The organism is Sandaracinus amylolyticus (genome assembly GCF_021631985.1).
Taxonomy (GTDB): Bacteria; Myxococcota_A; Polyangia; order Polyangiales; family Sandaracinaceae; genus Sandaracinus; species Sandaracinus amylolyticus_A.
In genome coordinates, this window is sequence record NZ_CP070225.1 from 8,629,120 (window position 1) to 8,645,550 (window position 16,431).

Sequence of the window (16,431 nt, forward strand, 5' to 3'; positions counted from 1 at the left end):
GCAGGCCTCGCAACGACGCAGCGCGTCGAAATACGCGCGAATTGTGGGCGAGATCGGATACGTTCCCGGCCCGTGAGCTTGCGTTCGATCGCTTCCGGGCTCGCCGTCTCGCTCGTCGCGTCGGCGCTGTGTTTCGCGAATCCATGCGTCGTGCGTGCCGATCCACCGGCGTGCCCCGCGGATCCACCGAGCGATGCCGAGGTGCAGCGCAGGCTCGCGTGGATCGAGCGCCACGTCGATCCCACCGAGCGCGACACGCGCTGGTGGTTCACCGGCTTCCTGGCGCTGCACGGGCTCCTGACCGGCGTGCAGCTCACGCTCGCGATCGCGACGCCCGACGACGACGCGCGGCCCGACTTCATCGTGAACACGATCAGCTCGGGGCTCGGCCTGATCACGATGGCGATCACGACGCCGCCGATCCTCGGCGCCGGTGAGTTCATTCGCGGCCTGCCGCGCGACACCCCCGAGGCGCGGCTCGACGCGATGCGCGCCGCGGAGCGGCGGCTGCAGCAGAGCGCGGAGGCGTCGGGGTTCGTGCGCAGCGAGCTCTCGGCGCTCGCGTCGGCGCTCTACGTCGAGGCGGCGAGCCTCACGCTGCTCTTCCTCGGACGCACCAGCGGCGCGTTCTTGCTCGCGGGCGGCGGCGTGGTGCTGGGCCAGGGGCGCTTGCTGTTGCACCCGACCGGCGCGATCGACGCGTGGCGCACCTACTCCGCGCGCCATGCCGACGCGGGCTGCGAGAGCGACGCGCCGGTCGCGTCGGCGCCGGGGCCGAGCCTCGCGGTCAGTCCTTCGGTGCCGGGGCCCGGCGGCGTCGGTGTGTCGCTCCAGCTCGCGTTCTGAACGACACTGCGATCGCATGCGCTGCTCCTCGCTGCTCGTCGTGCTCGCGGTGGCGCTCTCGATCGCGTGCGGCGGCCCGCGGATGCGCGAGGGCGAGCTCTTCGCGGGGCGACCCGCGGGGCCGCCGAGCATGGCGTCGTTGCCCGATCCCGACGTCGTCGACGAGGAGCTGAGCCCGCGCATGCGGCACGCGATGGAGCTCGCGCGCGACGCGTTCGACATCGCGGCGCCCGCGCCGGCGCCGAGCCGTGCGGCGCTCGATCTGACGGAGTGGAGCGAGGGCCCGCTGCGCGAGTGGCTCGACCGGAAGAGCGCGGCGATCGAAGCGGCGCGCGCCGAGCTCGACGCGGCGGCGGAGGAGCAGCATCGACAGCGCATCATCGCGGGCGCGCTGGTCGGTCTGCTCTACGAGGATGTGCTGCGGGTGCTGCGCAGGCGGCCGATGCCCGACGATCTCGACGACGAGCCGGAGATCCTCGACGTGTACCGCGAGTCGCTGGAGAGCCAGGCGCGGCCGTGGCTCGAGACGGCGCGACGCGCCTATCGAGCGTGTGCGGCGAACGCTCGAGAGCCGGAGTCGATGCGGCACTTCTCGGCATTCTGCGAGGCGCGGGAGATGGGGCTGCCGTCGGGGATGGAGAGTGGAGAGTCGACGGTGGAAGTGATTCGAGACTGATGAGGTCTCGGCGAGGGGCGGGGGTGAGGGGGTCCGGCGCTCGGGTGATCGCGGCTGCCTTTCGGTGGCGGAGTGAGCGTCGGGTGGCGGAGGGTCGATCGCGGCGCGCGCGTTGCGCTCTGCCGCGCTCGACCTGATCAGCGTGTGGTCGGCGTCGTGGGGCCCCGCGCTCACGAGAGCGCCGGACCCCCTCACCCCCGCCCCGGCACGCGGCGTCTGCCGTCTCGCTGGGTGAGGCTTCGGAGAGCTCGCGACCGGTCGGCGCTTCGCCGCCGCCCGGACGCTCGCGGGTAGCAGCGCGCGCTGCGCGCGCGACTGGAGCCGAATGGGATGAGCACGACTGCCTCGAACGCGCGCGCGAGGCGCGCGTTCGAGTTCTTGCGACGTGCCTTCTCTCGATCGAGGCCAATCGATCTGCAGTCGCGCCGATCAGTCGTCGCTCGCCGACATCGATCGCCTCGTCGATCACGACCGCGCGCGCCACGACGCTCTTCCTCGCTTCGACCGACTCGTCTTTCGTGCTCGGCTCGGAGCTCGCGGTCGACGGGGGTCTCACGCAGCGCTGATCACGCGAGGCCACTCGCGACGTCCAGCACGAGCCATCGATGCGCCTACTGGACGTCGCAGCCCCCTCCCAGCTACGTTCCGCGGCGGAATGTTGGATCGCGAGCTCGTCGAAGCGGTGAAGCTGGCGCGGGAGGCGGGACGCATCCTCCTCGAGATCTACGCCACCGATTTCGGTGTCGAGATGAAGGGCGAGTCGGACCCGGTCACCGAGGCCGATCGTCGCGTCAACGCGTTCCTCACCGCGCGCCTCCACGAGTCGTTCCCCACCGACCTCGTCGTCGCGGAGGAGAGCGCGACCGAGGGCAAGCAGAGCGGCGGTCGCTGCTGGTTCGTCGATCCGCTCGACGGCACCAAGGAGTTCATCGCGAAGAACGGCGAGTTCAGCGTGATGATCGGTCTCGCGATCGACGGCGACGCGCAGCTCGGCGTCGTGTACCAGCCGACGACCGGCAAGCTCTGGCGCGGCGTCGTCGGCGACGGCGCGTTCCTCGAGCAGGGCGACAAGACGTACGTGCTGCGCCCGAGCGAGATCGCGGATCCCTCGCAGATGCGCCTCGTCGTCTCGCGCTCGCACCGCTCGAAGTCGACCGACGCGCTCGTGCAGCGCCTCGGCATCACGCAGGAAGCGGTGAGCGGCTCGGTCGGGCTCAAGGTCGGTCTGATCGCCGAGCGCAAGGCCGACCTCTACGTGCACCTCTCGGGCAAGACGAGCGCGTGGGACGCGTGCGCGCCCGAGGCGATCCTCCGCGCGGCGGGCGGCACCTTCACCGATCTCGAGGGCCGTCAGATCCAGTACGGCACCGGCGAGCTGAAGAACCATCGCGGCATCCTCGCGTGCAACCGCAAGGGCTTCGAGAAGGTGCTGCCGGTGGTGAGCGCGATCGCGCGCGAGGCCGGGCTCATCACCTGAGCCGCGCGCCCGATCCGAAGGTGCTCGCGAAGCAGCGCGCCGCGCGCGAGATCGAGCGCGTGGCACGCGTGAAGGCGCGCGAGATCGAGCACGAGAAGCGCGCGCGCGAGGTCGAGGACGAGCTCGCCGCGCTGAAGAAGAAGCTCGGCCGCGACTGAGCGCGAACGTCCGCGCCGTGATGGCCGCGCGTCGGCGATCCGTGTCGGGACGACCCCGTGCCGCGGCGTTGGGCTCGGCGTGCCGGCGCTCATGCTCGGCGCGGTGCGGGGGAGCTTCCGAGCAGGGGTCTGGTCGTTCGTTCTCGCGGGATGTGTTCTCGCGCCGATCGACCTCGCGGACCGTGGGTGTCCGTGCACCGATGGCTGGGTCTGCGACGAGGCGCGCAACCGATGCGTGCCGGTCGGAGATGCCGGGGTCTCCGGCGACCCATGCAACGCGCTGGACGACGACGCCGACGAGCGCATCGACGAGGGCCCCGACCTGTGCGGGGCACCGGCGCGCGCGACGGTCGAGTGCGTGTCGGGCACATGCGTGCTCACGTGTGCGCCCGGCGCCGCCGACTGCAACGACACGATCCAGGACGGCTGCGAGGCCGACCTCAACGACGTGACGAGCTGCGGCGCGTGCGGTGTCGCGTGCACGGATCCGACGCCGTTCTGCCTCGACGCGGGAGACGGCACGTTCGTGTGCACCGACGAGTGCGAGGCCGATCGCACCGTGTGCGGCTCGAGCTGCGTCGACCTCTCGACGAGCGTCTCGCACTGCGGTGGCTGCGAACAGCCGTGCGAGCTCCGCACCGGTGTGCTCAGCCAGTGCATCGACGGCTCGTGCGTGTACGCGTGCGCGCAGGGACGCGCCGACTGCGACGACGAGCGGCGCGACTGCGAGACCGACGTCTCGACCGTCGCGGCGTGCGGCGCGTGCAACTCGCCCTGCGTCACCGAGCACACCACGCCGGCGTGCGTGGAGGCCGAGTGCGAGATCCGCTCGTGCCAGGAAGGCTGGGCCGACTGCGATCTCGACGCCGCCGACGGCTGCGAGACGAACCTCCGCACCCTCGACGACTGCGGCACGTGCCACACCCCGTGCGGCTTCGATCACGCGACCGCGTCGTGCGCGACCGGCACCTGCACGATGGGCGCGTGCGAGCCCGGCTTCGGCGACTGCACCGCCGCGCCGGGATGCGAGACCGACCTCTCGCTCGAGGCGTCGTGCGGCGCGTGCGGCGTGACCTGCGAGGCGGGCACCTCGTGCGACGCGGGCAGCTGCGTCTCGCCGAGCGACGTCGCGGAGGTCGTCGCCGGCGACGCGTTCGCGTGCGCGCGCATCGGCGACGGTCGCGTCGCGTGCTGGGGCGCCGACGAGAGCGGACAGCTCGGCAACGGCGCGGCGAGCGCGAGCACCACCGCGGTGTTGATCGACGGGATCACCGACGCGATCGATCTCGCGGCCGGTGCGCGCCACGCGTGCGCCGTGAGGAGCACCGGCGAGGTCCTGTGCTGGGGAGACAACGACCGGCGCCAGCTCGGGCTCAGCGGGTCGGGCGGAGACCAGCCGAGCCCCGTCGCAGTGCGCGGGCTGACCAGCGTGGTGCAGGTCGCGCTCGGCGACGAGCACTCGTGTGTGCGTCGCGACGACGGGACCATCGCGTGCTGGGGCCGCAACGACCGCGGCCAGCTCGGTGTCGGCAGCGCGGGCGGGGATCGCGCCTCGCCCACCAACGTCCCGGGCCTCGGGAACGTCTTCGATCTCGACGCGGGCGACGCTCACACCTGCGCGGTGCAGAGCACCGGCGAGATCCGGTGCTGGGGCGACAACGCGCGCGGTCAGCTCGGCGACGGCACGACGACGCAGCGTTCCTCGCCGACCGCGGTGCTCGGGATCTCGGTCGCGCGCTCCATCGCGCTCGGCGCCGACTTCACCTGCGCGGTGGCGACCGACGGTCGCGCGGGCTGCTGGGGCGCCGGCGACGCGGGGCAGCTCGGCGACGGCGGCACGCTCGATCGCGCGTACGCCGACCTCGTGCCGGGCATCACGACCGCCGGATGGATCGCGGCCGGCGACGATCACGCGTGCGTGCGCCTCGCCGACGGAAACGCGATGTGCTGGGGCTCGAACGCGAGCGGTCAGCTCGGCGACGGAACGCGCGTCGGTGGTGCGCCGCGCCTGGTGGGCATGCTCACCGAAGCGGCCGCGGTCGCCGCGGGCGCGTCGCACACGTGCGCGGTGCGCGAGGACGGCGCCGCGAAGTGCTGGGGCGACGGGGCGAGCGGCCGTCTCGGCGACGGCGGCACCGCCGATCAGCTCTCGCCGGTCACGGTGCTGGGCCTGCCCTGACGAGCGCTACGGAATCCGTAGCGCTCACTCCGGAGGAGGAGGCTCCGCGAGCGGCGCGGTCATGATCTCCTCGGGGTCGAGGACGCCGTCCCCGTCGAGGTCCCGCCGCAGCGTCATCGCGCTCTGCACACCCGTGCGCAGCGCGGGGAGTCGATCCGCGTTCGTGGTCGCGTCGATGCGCACCACGCCGTCGACCGCGGGGATCGTCGAGAGCTCGAGCCCCGGCGTGAGCAGCGTGCGATCGACCGCGAGGAGCAGACCGCCCGCGTCGGGCGTCACGTCGAACGTGCCCTCGAGCCGCACCACGAAGCGCTCTGCGTCGCGGATCTCGATCGAGGCCGCGTCGGCGCGCCGCAAGCCGTCGATCGACACCGAGTACGGCTGGCGGATCGTGCGGCAGCGATCGGGATCTTCGCACGCTGCGATCGAGAGCTCGATCGCGCAGTACGCGGCGGCCGGGATCTCGAGCGGCTCGATCACCGTGAGCTGGTTCGCCACCGCGTCGAGCACCGCGCGCCGAAGCAGCGGCACCTGCGCGCCCTCGCAGTCCTCGAGGGTCGCCTCCTCGACCACGATCAGCGCCGACTCGATCGCGGGATCGGGCGAGAGCCCCATCGGATCGTAGCCTCCGCCGCCCATCTCGGGCGCGAAGGGCGGATTGCCGGTCTCGGTCCCGCCGCACGACGGTGCTGCGCCGATCGCGAGCGCCGCCGTCACGAGTGCCAGCTTCGCACGCCGGATCATCGCGGAGCCTTCGCCTTTCTCGCCGAGGTCTTCTCCGCCTTCGTCAGCGGGAAGAGCTGGAAATTGATCTGCACCACCTCGCGCGGATCGCCCTCGCGCGTCGAGAGCTCGAGCAGCTCGCGGCGGAACTTCTGGATCCGATCCTTGATCTCCGCGAGGCCCTTGCTGCCCACACAGAGCGTCAGCGAGCTGACGTCGCGCTCGGCTGCGGGCACGTCGTCGATCGACGATGCGGCGCGCGACATCATCATGCGGTGGTAGTTGCCGATGTGGTGCCCGCGCGTCTCGGGGCCCGTCGACACCAGCGCCTCGCCCTGGCCCACGCGGCCGTCCTCGCCGGTGACGAGCAGGCCGAGCTCGAAGAGCGTCGCGAGCGCGCTCTTCGCCTCGTCCTTCGAGATCGGCGGGCGCAGGCGCGGCGCGACCCACTCGGGCTCCGCCTCGAAGTCACGGCGCGCGGCGAGCTCGCGGATCGCGGGCAGGTACCAGGTCGAGTGATAGGCGGCGTGCGCGAGCTCGAGCCGGTGCGCGCTGCGATAGCGGCGGAACCCGGTGAGGCGCGTATACGCGGCGTTGCGCGCGGCCGCGTCCTTCGCCTGGTTGAACGCGACGAGATCGACGAAGTAGCGCGCCGCGTCGTCGCGCAGACCGAGCGCGGTCGCGAAGCGCGGTGCCATCTGGTCCGAGAGGTTGCGCTCGCCGTCGATCACGAGCTTCAGATAGTTCGGCGAGCGGAGCCCCGCGAGGCGCGAGAACGCGCGGAAGGAGAATCCACGCCCGAGCGCCTTCTTCTCGGCGTACACGTCCCGCAAGAACGCGCGGTAGTCGAGGTACGCGAAGACGTCGGCCAAGGCGCGCACAGCGTGCCCGAGCGGGGACCCGCGAGCAAGCGAACGTGTATACAGCTTGAGCGCGCGCCCGCCGGTCGGCTCGACGTACCCGGCGCTACCGGCGTGCATCGTGCGACGCGCCGTATACTCGCGAGCCACCGATGACCCGAAGGATCCTTCGGGTTCTCACTTCTTCGCGACCCCGCCGCCGAACACGCCCGCGCCGCCGCTCCACACCGACGCGACCCGCTTGAGATCCTCGGGCGGCAGGTACGGCTTCTCGCGCGACGCGCTCGCCGCGCTCGTGACCTGCTCGATCGTGCGCGCGCCGACGCACGCCGTCGCGACGAACGGGCTCGAGAGCACGAAGCGAAGCGCGGCGGTCGCGAGGTCCGGCACGTCGTCCTTCACGAGGAAGCGCAGATCCTCCACCTGACGCAGCCGCTCCGCGAAGCTCGTCGCGTCCCAACGACGGCTGCGGTGATCGCGCTCGCCGAACTTCGTCTCGTTGGTCCAGCGCCCGGCGAGGAGGCCGTAGCAGAGCGGCGAGCGCGCGATCGCGGCGGCGCCGTAGTGCTTCATCGTCGCCGACAGATCGTGCAGCACGTGCGGGTCGAGCGCGTGGTGCGCGATCCCGATCGCCTGCGCGCCGACCTCGAGCGCGGCGCGCCCCTCCTCCGCGGTCACGACGCTCGCGCCCCACGCCCGCACCTTGCCGCTCGCGAGCAGGTGATCGACGCCCTTCCGATAGAGGTCCGACTGCAGGACCTTCATCGGCGGGTTGTGCAGCAGCACGACGTCGATCGTCTCGCGGCCGAGCCGCTTCAGCGAGGCCTCGACGTCGTCGATGATCTGCTGGGAGTCGAAGCGCCCGCTCAAGCGATCGCCCATCGTCGCCTGGCCGGTGCGCGTGATCAGCACCGCGTCCTTCAGGTGATCGCCGAGCGCGGCGGCGGTGCGCCACTCGCTCTCGCCGTCGCCCCAGAGCGGCGCGACGTCGAACGTCGTCACGCCCGCGTCCCACGCCGCCTTCACGACCGACTCGAAGCGCGAGGGCTCGGTCTTCTCGCCGTAGGCACCGCTCGCGAGCCCCCATGTCCCGAGGGCGATCTCGGACACGCGCACCGAGGTCCGACCGAGAGTCCGGATCTGCATCGGGCTCCCTCGTATCCGGGCTCGACGCGGAGGGCAAGAGCGTCGCGTCGAGAGTACATTCCGGCGCCTATGCGCCTCTCCACGCTCCTCGGCCCCGACCTGCGGCAGACGCTCGAGCAGGAGCCCGAGGCGCTACGTGACGCGCTCGACGAATTCCACGAGGAGGACATCGCCGAGATCGCGGAGGACCTCCCGCTCGACGACGTCGTCGCGCTGATGCGCGCGCTGCCCGACGAGCTCGCCGCGACGGTGCTCGAGCGCATCCCCGACGAGCGGCGCGCCGACATCCTCGAGAAGCTCAAGCCCGAAGAGGCCGCGACGATCCTCGTCGAGATGGAGCCCGACGATCGCGCCGACGTGGTGCAGACGCTCGAGCTCGATCTGCGGACGACGCTGCTCGAGGTGCTCGACCAGGTCGATCCCGAGGTCGCCGAGGAGACCCGAGAGCTCGCCGCGTATCCGGAGCACACGGCCGGCGGCATCATGACCACCGGCTTCGTGGGGCTCGCGCCCGACACGAAGGTCTGGCAGGCGATCGAAGAGGTCCGTCGACTCTCGCGCGAGGAAGAGGTCGAGAACGTCTACTACGTCTACGTCCTCGCCTTCGGCGACAAGCTCCAGGGCGTCGTCTCGCTGCGCGATCTGATCCTCGCCGATCCCGGCCAGACGCTCGCGGACGTGATGACCGAGAACGTCGTGCGCGTGCACGACATGGACGAGCAGGAAGAGGTCGCACGCACCATCGCGAAGTACGACTTCCAGGCGCTCCCGGTCGTCGATCAGCAGGGCGTGATGCTCGGTGTCGTGACCGTCGACGACGTGGTCGACGTCGTCATCGAGGAAGCGACCGAGGACGCGCAGCGGATGGGCGCGGTCACGCCCATCGAGGACACGTACTTCGGCACCGGGTTCCTCGCGTACTGGCGGAGCCGCGTGACGTGGCTCGTCGTGCTCTTCCTCGGCGGGTTCCTCACCGCGAACGTGATGGAGGGGTTCGCCGACGAGCTCCAGCGCGCGATCGTGCTCGCGATGTTCATCCCGCTGATCATCTCGACCGGCGGCAACGCGGGATCGCAGAGCGCGACGCTGGTGATCCGCGCGCTCGCGGTCGAAGAGGTGCGCCCCGCGGACTGGCTCAAGGTCGCGTCGCGCGAGCTCGCGGTGGGCTTGTGCCTGGGGCTCGTGGTCGGCGTGCTCGGCTTCGGTCGCGCGTTCTTCACGGCCGAAGGCCCGGGCGTGCCGCTCGCGCTCGTGATCGCGATCAGCATTGTCTCGGTGGTCACGGTGGGCAGCTTGCTCGGCTCGCTCCTGCCGCTGCTGATCCAGCGGGTGGGGCTCGATCCCGCAGTGAGCTCGACGCCGTTCATCGCGTCGCTGAGCGACGTCGTGGGTCTTCTGATCTATCTGTCGATCGCGCGAGCGCTTCTTCATCTTCCGTGACGTCGACGCGCACCGCGGGCGCGGGATCGACGATCACGTCGACCAGCGCGTCCGCGAGCGCGCGCGTCTGCGTAGCGCGACGGCGCGAGAGCCATCGAGCGACGAAGAACGTGATCACGGCGAGCGAGGCGACCGCGACCGAGCTCTCGACGAAGCTCGGCACGCGTCCGGGCTCGATGCCCAACAGCGAGCAGCACACGAAGCCGCCGAAGCCCTCGGCCAGTGCGGCGACGGCGGACAACCGCTGCTCGCGCTTCGATCCCGCGACGCGGATCTCGGTCTCGTGGTCGCCCGGCACGACCAGAACCGAGACGCGTGCATCTCCGACACCGAACGCATCTCCGATTCGCGTGGCGGAGGGCAGCGACTTCGTGCGCTCGGCGAACACGCGCTCGAGTCGTGCGAGCGCATCGGGCCCCGGCCGACCCGCGACGCGGCGCACCTCCGCGTGATGATCGAGCTCGCGCGTCATCGCGACGCCCTCGCGATCGCCGGCTCGACCTCGAGCGCGTCCTCTTCGTGATCGTCGACCCGCACCGCTGCCGTGCTCGTGGTCTCCACCTCGAGCGCGCGGACGAGCTCGCGCGCATCGAGCACCTTGCGACGCGCGACGCGCATCGTGTGACGCCGCATGAACGCACCGAGCCCGACCGTCGACACGACCCAGAAGAGCGCGGTCACGAGGAACCGCGGGTCGAGCGACATCACAGCCACGCCGACGTGCGCGAGCAGCGAGAAGTACTGCGCGTGTGGCACGCCGACGTCGCGCGTCGTCACGCGGGTGCGTCCTCCGACGCGCTCGGCGCGAACCTCCACGCGCCGTGGCCGCGGATCCGGATCACCCTTCCAGATCCACGCGTCGCCTTCGCGCTCCACGCGACCGTTCACGCGATACACGCGCTCGCAGACCGCCGCGAGCTCGTCGTCACCGCGCTCACCTTCGAGCTCGACGACGCGCTGCACCACACGCGCGCCACCGAGCGCTCGCTCCCACCACGCGCCTTCGCGTGTCGCGCCCGAGATCGCCGCGAGATCTTCGTCGAGCCGCGCGAGCTCTCCTTCGAGCCGTCGCACGTGCTCGCGCCGCAGCTCGATCCCGTCACGGTAGGCCACGAGCGACCTCCTTCTCGATCGCCTCGTCGTCCTCGACGTCTGCCTCCTCGCTCACGCGCACGCGCAGCTCGCTCTTCCGCGGCAATCGCGCCGCGACCCGCTCCGCGAATCGCGCCAGCACGGAGTGCGTGCGCCGCTTCATCCACGCGATGGCGGGTACGGGCGACGCGACCGCCGTGAGCACCACGAGCGCGAGGAACGCGAACGGCGGCATGCCGCGCCCGTGGTCGAGCAGCGCGAACAAGAGCGCGACCACCGGAATTCCGCTCAGCAGCGTCGCCACCGGGTACGTCGTCGGCGAGACACCCCCGAACGGCGTGTCGCGCATCCGCAACGTCGCGCCCTGCGCTCCCGTCTCGAGATCCACCTCGAGCCCGATGCGGCTCCCGAGCGCTCGATGAAGCGGCCTCCACTGCATCGTCCCGCGCTCGATCGTCACCGCGCCGAGCAGCCCGAGCTCTTCGTGCAGCGCACGCATCAGCTCGACCCGCGCACGCTCCACGTCGAGCGCCGGCAGTGGCACCGCGACCTCGGGACGAATCCACTCTGCGAGCGAGCGCTGTCGCGCGCCGGCCGTCGCCACCATCGACGCGATGCGCCGTCTCCGCTCTTCGATCGCGCGCTCGAGCTCCAACGTCCGCGCGTCGAGCGCCGCTGTCTCGTCGTCGTGTGTGGTCACGAGTCGCTCAAGGTAGCCCACTCGGATCGAGGGCGCTGCCGCGTGATTCCGCGTGTTTACGCGGTGTGTATCCGGAGTACGTTGTGCGACATCGCCACTCGCGCTACGAACGCGCCTTTCTGCGTGGGGGTGGGCGCGCGCGTTCGTCGCGCCATCGGGAGCCTCGCCTGCGCGAACCCGATCCGGAGGTTGCATGGGTAGTAGATTCGCATTGGCGATCGTCGCCGCCGTCGCGGGCATCGCGATGGTCGGCTGCGGTGGCAAGGACTGCGGCGAAGGCACGATCGCGATGGGCGATACATGCGTGCCCGCCGAGACGATCACCTGCGGCGCGGGCACGACGCTCGACGAGGAGACCGGCGAGTGCGTGGCCGACGTGCAGTGCGCCACCGGCACCGTCGCGCGCGACGGTGAGTGCGTGCCCGACGGCAGCGTGATCTGCACGGGCAACACGACGTTCGACGCGGAGACCGGCACCTGCGTGCTCGATCCCAGCGCGTGCGCCGAGGGCACCGTGCTCGTCGAGGGCGAGTGCATTCCCTACGACGACTCGCTGGTCCCCGACGTGATGGAAGCGGCCGAGCCCAACGACGGGCTGCTCTTCGAGGGAGCTCCCGCGGCGTTCGAGCCGCCGGGCGTCGGCGAGACGCGCACGCTGGGTGGCTGCATCACGCCCGCGGACTTCGATGCCGACGACGTGCTCGACGTCGACGCCGACTCGTTCGCGTTCCAGGTGACCGCGCCCGGTCTCTACGAGATCCGCGCGGAGGGCCTCAACGGGCTCAGCGCCGGCTTCATCGTGCTCGGCACCGCCGAGTCGCTCGGCGGCTGGTACCGCCTGGGCATCGACCTCACGAGCGACAGTGCGTCGCGCCAGATCTGGGTGCCGACTGCGGGCACCTACGTCGTCGCCGTGATCGACAGTCGCTCGCTCGCGCTCGAGTCGCTGCAGGAGCAGGGCCCCGCGTTCGCGCGTCCGGTCGGCAGCGAGGACACCTGCTACTTCGTGTCGGTCGAGGGGCTCGCGACGCCCGAGCCGACCGCGATCGAGCCCGGCACGCGCACGGGCACGCTCGGCGATCCGCAGTTCTTCCGCGTCACCGCGACCGACAAGACGGTGTACGACGTGCTGCTCGATGCGCCGAGCGCGTCGGCGCAGCCGGCGCTCGTGCTCCAGCAGGACGGGGACGTGCACGCGGCGTTCGGCGGCAGCCCGAGCGTCTCGGCGTTCTCCGAGGCGATCGACGCGAGCGGCGCCCTCACGATCGTCGTCGACCACGCGTACGACTACTCGATCACGCCCGTCGACTACGCGCTGGTCGTCACCGGGAACGACGAGGCGGACGGCACGGTCACGATCACGCACCGCGACGAGGCTGCGTCGTTCGTGTTCTTCGAGGGCGCGGCGGGCGAGGTCGTGCGCTTCGCGCACGAGGGCGAGACGCCGATCGCGCTCGACGTGATCAACTCGGACGTGACCGCGTACCTCGCGGAGATCTGCACCACCGGCGCGCCGTGCACCGAGTCGGAGAGCTGGTTCCAGCTCACCGAGACCGGCCGCTACGTCGTGGTCGTCTACAATCCCGAGGGCACCGCGGGCGACACCTACGACGTCACGTTCGACGTCGAGCACATCACGCCGACGGCGCTCACCGCGGGCACGGCGAGCACGTTGACCCTCGCGGACGGCTGGGCGTTCGCGACGATCGACACGGCGGGCGTCGAGTGGGGAGAGATCGCGCTCGACGATCTCACCGGCACCGCGTTCACCGCCGCCGACGTGCAGATCTTCGCGCGTGACGAGGAGGGCTTCCTCGCGCTCGTCGACACCGACGGTGTGCTGCCGCCGATCGAGGAGCAGCTCGAGGCGACGTCGCTCGCGCGCATCTGGCTCCCGAGCCAGCCGGGTCAGGTGCTCCTCGCGGTGCGTGACGCGACGGCGTTCGAGGGCGACGAGAGCGCGGCAGTGACGTTCCGCGAGCGCGTTCGTGAGGACGTCACGTTCACCGGCGCCGCGACCGAGACCCGCGCCGACGTGACCGTCCCGGCGAGCGAGGTGCTCTACTACCTCGTGCGCGCACCCGCCGCGGGCACCGTGACGATCGAGGTCACGGGCGCCGGCACGTCGGATCCCTTCATCACGCAGCTCACCCGCGAGGACGAGGCCGACGAGCTCGCGGACGCGACGGGCGCGGGCGGCACCGAGACGCTCGAGAGCGTCGTTCCGGCGTCGGGCTGGGTCGCGTACGCGGTGTCGGCCGCGGCGGCCGACGTGCTCGACATCGAGATCACGAACGTCCCGCCGCCGTACAGCGTCGGTCCGTCGACCCGCACGTTCATGGACATCTGCACCGAGGAGACCACGGTCGCCAACGACGACGAGGCGCTGAGCGATCCCATCGCGCTGACCACGTTCGGCGGCTTCCAGTACTTCGGTGAGGCCGTGACCGAGATGGTCGTCTCGACCAACGGCTGGCTCACGTTCGACGGCTCGTACGCCGGCAACGAGAGCATCACGTTCGGCGCCGCGAGCGCGCCCAACGCGGTGATCGCGCCCTTCGCGGCCGATCTCGTCACGCGCGTCTGCGTGCGGCAGACCGCGGCCGAGATGATCCTCCAGTGGTCGGGCGAGACGTGGGGCTTCCCGCCGTTCATCCCGATCGATCCCGTCGAGATGCAGGTCGTGCTCCTCGCGGACGGATCGATCGAGCTCGTGTACGGCGCTGCGCACGGCGCCACCGTCGAGGCGGGCACCCTCGGTCTCGAGGCCGCGACGGCGGGCGTCGTCATCGGCGGCGACGCGACGCGTGCGGTCGCGGGCTCGGCGATGCGCTTCACGCCGAACTGATCGCGTCCCCCACACGTGCTGCGAGGCCGGTGATCTTCGGGTCACCGGCCTCGTGCCGTTCTATCCTCGCGACGATGAGACACGCGCTCCTCGCGCTCGCGATCACGCTCCTCGCCGCGTGCGGCGACGACGACGCGCCCGCACCGATGCCCGATGCCGGAGGCACACTGCGCGTCGATTCGGGCCCGCCGCCCTCGGGCTGCGGCGGTCGTGCGACTGCGTGCTCGGCGCTCGGCGAAGCGACGTGCACGATGCAGGGCGGCTGCGCGCTCGAGGGCACGACGTGCGGTGGCGAAGCGACCTCGTGCGGATCGCTCACCACGCGCACGACGTGCGAGTCGCAGCAGGGCTGTCGCTGGCTCTGACGCTCAGCCCTTCACGCAGACGACCTGCTTCAGCGTGTGCACGATCTCGACGAGATCGCTCTGCGCCGCCATCACCGCGTCGATGTCCTTGTAGGCCATCGGCGTCTCGTCGATGACGTCGGCGTCCTTGCGGCACTCGACGCCCTCGGTCGCGCGGCGGTGATCGTCGACCGTGAACGCGCGCTTCGCCGCGGTGCGGCTCATCTTGCGGCCCGCGCCGTGGCTGCACGAGCAGAACGACTCGGGGTTGCCCTTGCCGCGCACGATGAAGCTCTTGGCGCCCATCGAGCCCGGGATGATGCCGAGCTCACCGAGCCCCGCGCGCACCGCGCCCTTGCGCGTGACCCACACCTCCGCGCCGAAGTGCTGCTCGCGCGCGACGTAGTTGTGGTGGCAGTTCACCGCGTCCTCGTCGCACGTGAAGTTCTTCTCGATCTCGCCGCTCTGCTTCAGCGCGCGCAGCGTCGCCTCCATCATCAGGCGGCGATTCCACGCGGCGTAGTCCTGCGCCCAGCCGACCGCCTCGCGGTAGTCCTCGAAGTGCTCGGTGCCCTCCTCGAGGTACGCGAGGTCGTAGTCGGGAAGGCGCACCTCGAGGCGCTCCATCTCCTTGCGCGCGATCTCGATGAAGTACTGCCCGGTGCGGTTGCCCACGCCGCGCGAGCCCGAGTGCAGGACGATCCACACCCGCTGCGACTCGTCGAGGCAGATCTCGACGAAGTGGTTCCCGCCGCCGAGCGTGCCGAGCTGCTCCGCCGTCGAGCCCTTCGCGATCTTCGGGTGCTTCTTCGCGATCGTCTTCCAGCGCGGCTCGAGCACGTCGCGCCACACCTTCGCGTTTCCCGTGGGCAGGCCCTTGGTGCCGCTGGTGAAGTCGGCGCGACCGTGGGGGACCGCCTTCTCGATCGCGCTGCGCACCTTCGAGAGCGAGTCCGGCAGATCGCTCGCGACGAGCGAGGTGCGGGTCGCGATCATCCCGCAGCCGATGTCGACGCCGACCGCGGCGGGCACGATCGCGCCCTTGGTCGGGATCACGGTGCCGACCGTCGCGCCGACACCGACGTGCACGTCGGGCATCACCGCGAGGTGCGAGTGCACGAACGGCAACATCGCGGTCTTGCGGAGCTGGAGCTCCGCGTCCTTCTCGATCGGCACCCCGTCGATCCACGCCTTCACCGGCACGCCGGGCGTCTCGAGGGTGAGGAAGCGAGGCTCGTCGTTCATCGTCGTCATGATGACCGGACGCTACGCATGGAGAGTGCCATGCGATCTGCCCCGGTTTTCATGGGTTCCGTGCTGAGACACCCGGCGCGTCGACGATACGGTCGGATAACTCAGGGCAGCAGCAGCTCCGAGACCCGACGCACGTACGCGCGCAGGGCGCGCTCGGTCTCGATCGGTCCCACGCCCGCGCCCACCAGGCTCGCCGTGCCGACGTAGAGCGCGAAGAGCGCGAACGCGCGCTGCTTCGCGTCGGCGCCGCGCAGCCCGAGCTCGCGCATCGTCCGTTCGACGTAGGCCAGGCGTCGCTCGCTCACCCGCGCGTAGCCCGGTCGCACCCGCGGATCGCCGGCGCCCGCCGCGGCGGCGATCGCGGCCTCGGCCTGGAGGTGCTCGGTGCGATCGAGCGCGACCTGGAGCAACGTGCGCAGGCGCGCTCGCGGATCGTCGATGCGCTCGAGCTCCTCGATCACCCGGGTCGTCGTGAGCTCTTCCCAGTGCGCGATCGTCTCGCGCACCAGCGCGTCGGCGTTGTCGAAGTGCCAGTAGAAGCTGCCCTTGGTGACCCCGAGCTCGCGCGCGAGCGGCTCGACCGACACCGCCGCGACGCCTCCGCGCGCGATCGCGCGCAGCGCCGCCTCCGCCCACTGCTGCTTCCCGAGGATCGTCCTGCCGCTCGACATCGCGCTCGGGTGGATCC

Annotated in this window: 16 protein-coding genes; 8 read left to right on the plus strand and 8 right to left on the minus strand. The window is 71.2% G+C overall.

The annotated features are described in order from the left end of the window. The first annotated feature begins 72 nt into the window (after positions 1-72). From I5071_RS36620 to I5071_RS36640, 5 genes are all read left to right on the plus strand, one after another. Complete coding sequence (locus tag I5071_RS36620) at positions 73-846, plus strand: hypothetical protein (RefSeq protein WP_236518003.1); 774 nt, start codon at positions 73-75, stop codon at positions 844-846. 16 nt (positions 847-862) lie between these two features. Further along, a complete protein-coding gene (locus I5071_RS36625; RefSeq protein WP_236518004.1) occupies positions 863-1,522 on the plus strand; it encodes a hypothetical protein in 660 nt (219 codons plus the stop codon). 655 nt (positions 1,523-2,177) lie between these two features. After that, positions 2,178-2,999: a 3'(2'),5'-bisphosphate nucleotidase CysQ family protein gene (locus I5071_RS36630; RefSeq protein ID WP_236518005.1), complete on the plus strand. Its 822-nt coding sequence runs from the start codon at positions 2,178-2,180 to the stop codon at positions 2,997-2,999. A 20-nt stretch (positions 3,000-3,019) separates the two neighbouring features. Continuing rightward, positions 3,020-3,157, plus strand: coding sequence for a hypothetical protein (locus I5071_RS36635; protein WP_236518006.1), 138 nt, complete (start codon positions 3,020-3,022; stop codon positions 3,155-3,157). 79 nt (positions 3,158-3,236) lie between these two features. After that, complete coding sequence (locus I5071_RS36640; protein ID WP_236518007.1) at positions 3,237-5,336, plus strand: hypothetical protein; 2,100 nt, start codon at positions 3,237-3,239, stop codon at positions 5,334-5,336. A 24-nt stretch (positions 5,337-5,360) separates the two neighbouring features. Here the strand turns inward: I5071_RS36640 and I5071_RS36645 are convergent, their stop codons facing one another. The 3 genes from I5071_RS36645 to I5071_RS36655 form a co-directional block, all read right to left on the minus strand. Then, the gene (locus I5071_RS36645; RefSeq protein WP_236518008.1) at positions 5,361-6,053 is read right to left on the minus strand and encodes a hypothetical protein; all 693 of its coding nucleotides are present in this window, start codon (positions 6,051-6,053) and stop codon (positions 5,361-5,363) included. 23 nt (positions 6,054-6,076) lie between these two features. Then, entirely contained in the window at positions 6,077-6,931 is an 855-nt protein-coding gene (locus I5071_RS36650; protein WP_236518009.1) for a TIGR02147 family protein, read from the minus strand. A 165-nt stretch (positions 6,932-7,096) separates the two neighbouring features. Continuing rightward, a complete protein-coding gene (locus I5071_RS36655; RefSeq protein ID WP_236518010.1) occupies positions 7,097-8,065 on the minus strand; it encodes an aldo/keto reductase in 969 nt (322 codons plus the stop codon). A 69-nt stretch (positions 8,066-8,134) separates the two neighbouring features. On the opposite strand from I5071_RS36655, the gene mgtE reads away from it, so the two are divergent. Further along, positions 8,135-9,505 carry a magnesium transporter gene (gene mgtE, locus I5071_RS36660; RefSeq protein WP_236518011.1) on the plus strand — a complete coding sequence of 457 codons (1,371 nt, stop codon included), beginning with the start codon at positions 8,135-8,137 and terminating at the stop codon, positions 9,503-9,505. On the opposite strand, the gene I5071_RS36665 is transcribed toward mgtE, so the two are convergent. The 3 genes from I5071_RS36665 to I5071_RS36675 are packed head-to-tail and all read right to left on the minus strand — an operon-like array spanning position 9,429 to position 11,636. Continuing rightward, a complete protein-coding gene (locus tag I5071_RS36665) occupies positions 9,429-9,977 on the minus strand; it encodes a hypothetical protein (RefSeq protein ID WP_236518012.1) in 549 nt (182 codons plus the stop codon). The two genes, mgtE and I5071_RS36665, sit on opposite strands and share 77 nt — an antisense overlap. Further along, a complete protein-coding gene (locus tag I5071_RS36670; protein WP_236518013.1) occupies positions 9,974-10,618 on the minus strand; it encodes a hypothetical protein in 645 nt (214 codons plus the stop codon). The genes I5071_RS36665 and I5071_RS36670 overlap by 4 nt, the downstream gene beginning before the upstream one ends. Next, positions 10,605-11,636, minus strand: coding sequence for a hypothetical protein (locus I5071_RS36675; protein ID WP_236518014.1), 1,032 nt, complete (start codon positions 11,634-11,636; stop codon positions 10,605-10,607). Before I5071_RS36675 ends, I5071_RS36670 begins: the two co-directional genes overlap by 14 nt. On the opposite strand from I5071_RS36675, the gene I5071_RS36680 reads away from it, so the two are divergent. Both I5071_RS36680 and I5071_RS36685 read left to right on the plus strand, forming a co-directional pair. Continuing rightward, complete coding sequence (locus tag I5071_RS36680) at positions 11,587-14,145, plus strand: EB domain-containing protein (protein ID WP_236518015.1); 2,559 nt, start codon at positions 11,587-11,589, stop codon at positions 14,143-14,145. The genes I5071_RS36675 and I5071_RS36680 overlap by 50 nt on opposite strands. 74 nt (positions 14,146-14,219) lie before the next feature. After that, entirely contained in the window at positions 14,220-14,510 is a 291-nt protein-coding gene (locus tag I5071_RS36685; RefSeq protein ID WP_236518016.1) for a hypothetical protein, read from the plus strand. Positions 14,511-14,513: 3 nt separating this feature from the next. Here the strand turns inward: I5071_RS36685 and I5071_RS36690 are convergent, their stop codons facing one another. Beyond that, a complete protein-coding gene (locus I5071_RS36690) occupies positions 14,514-15,734 on the minus strand; it encodes an RtcB family protein (protein ID WP_236607716.1) in 1,221 nt (406 codons plus the stop codon). Between the two features lie 110 nt (positions 15,735-15,844). Further along, positions 15,845-16,414 (minus strand): TetR/AcrR family transcriptional regulator, encoded by a 570-nt coding sequence (locus tag I5071_RS36695; protein WP_236518017.1) that lies wholly within the window; start codon positions 16,412-16,414, stop codon positions 15,845-15,847. Positions 16,415-16,431 lie beyond the last annotated feature (17 nt).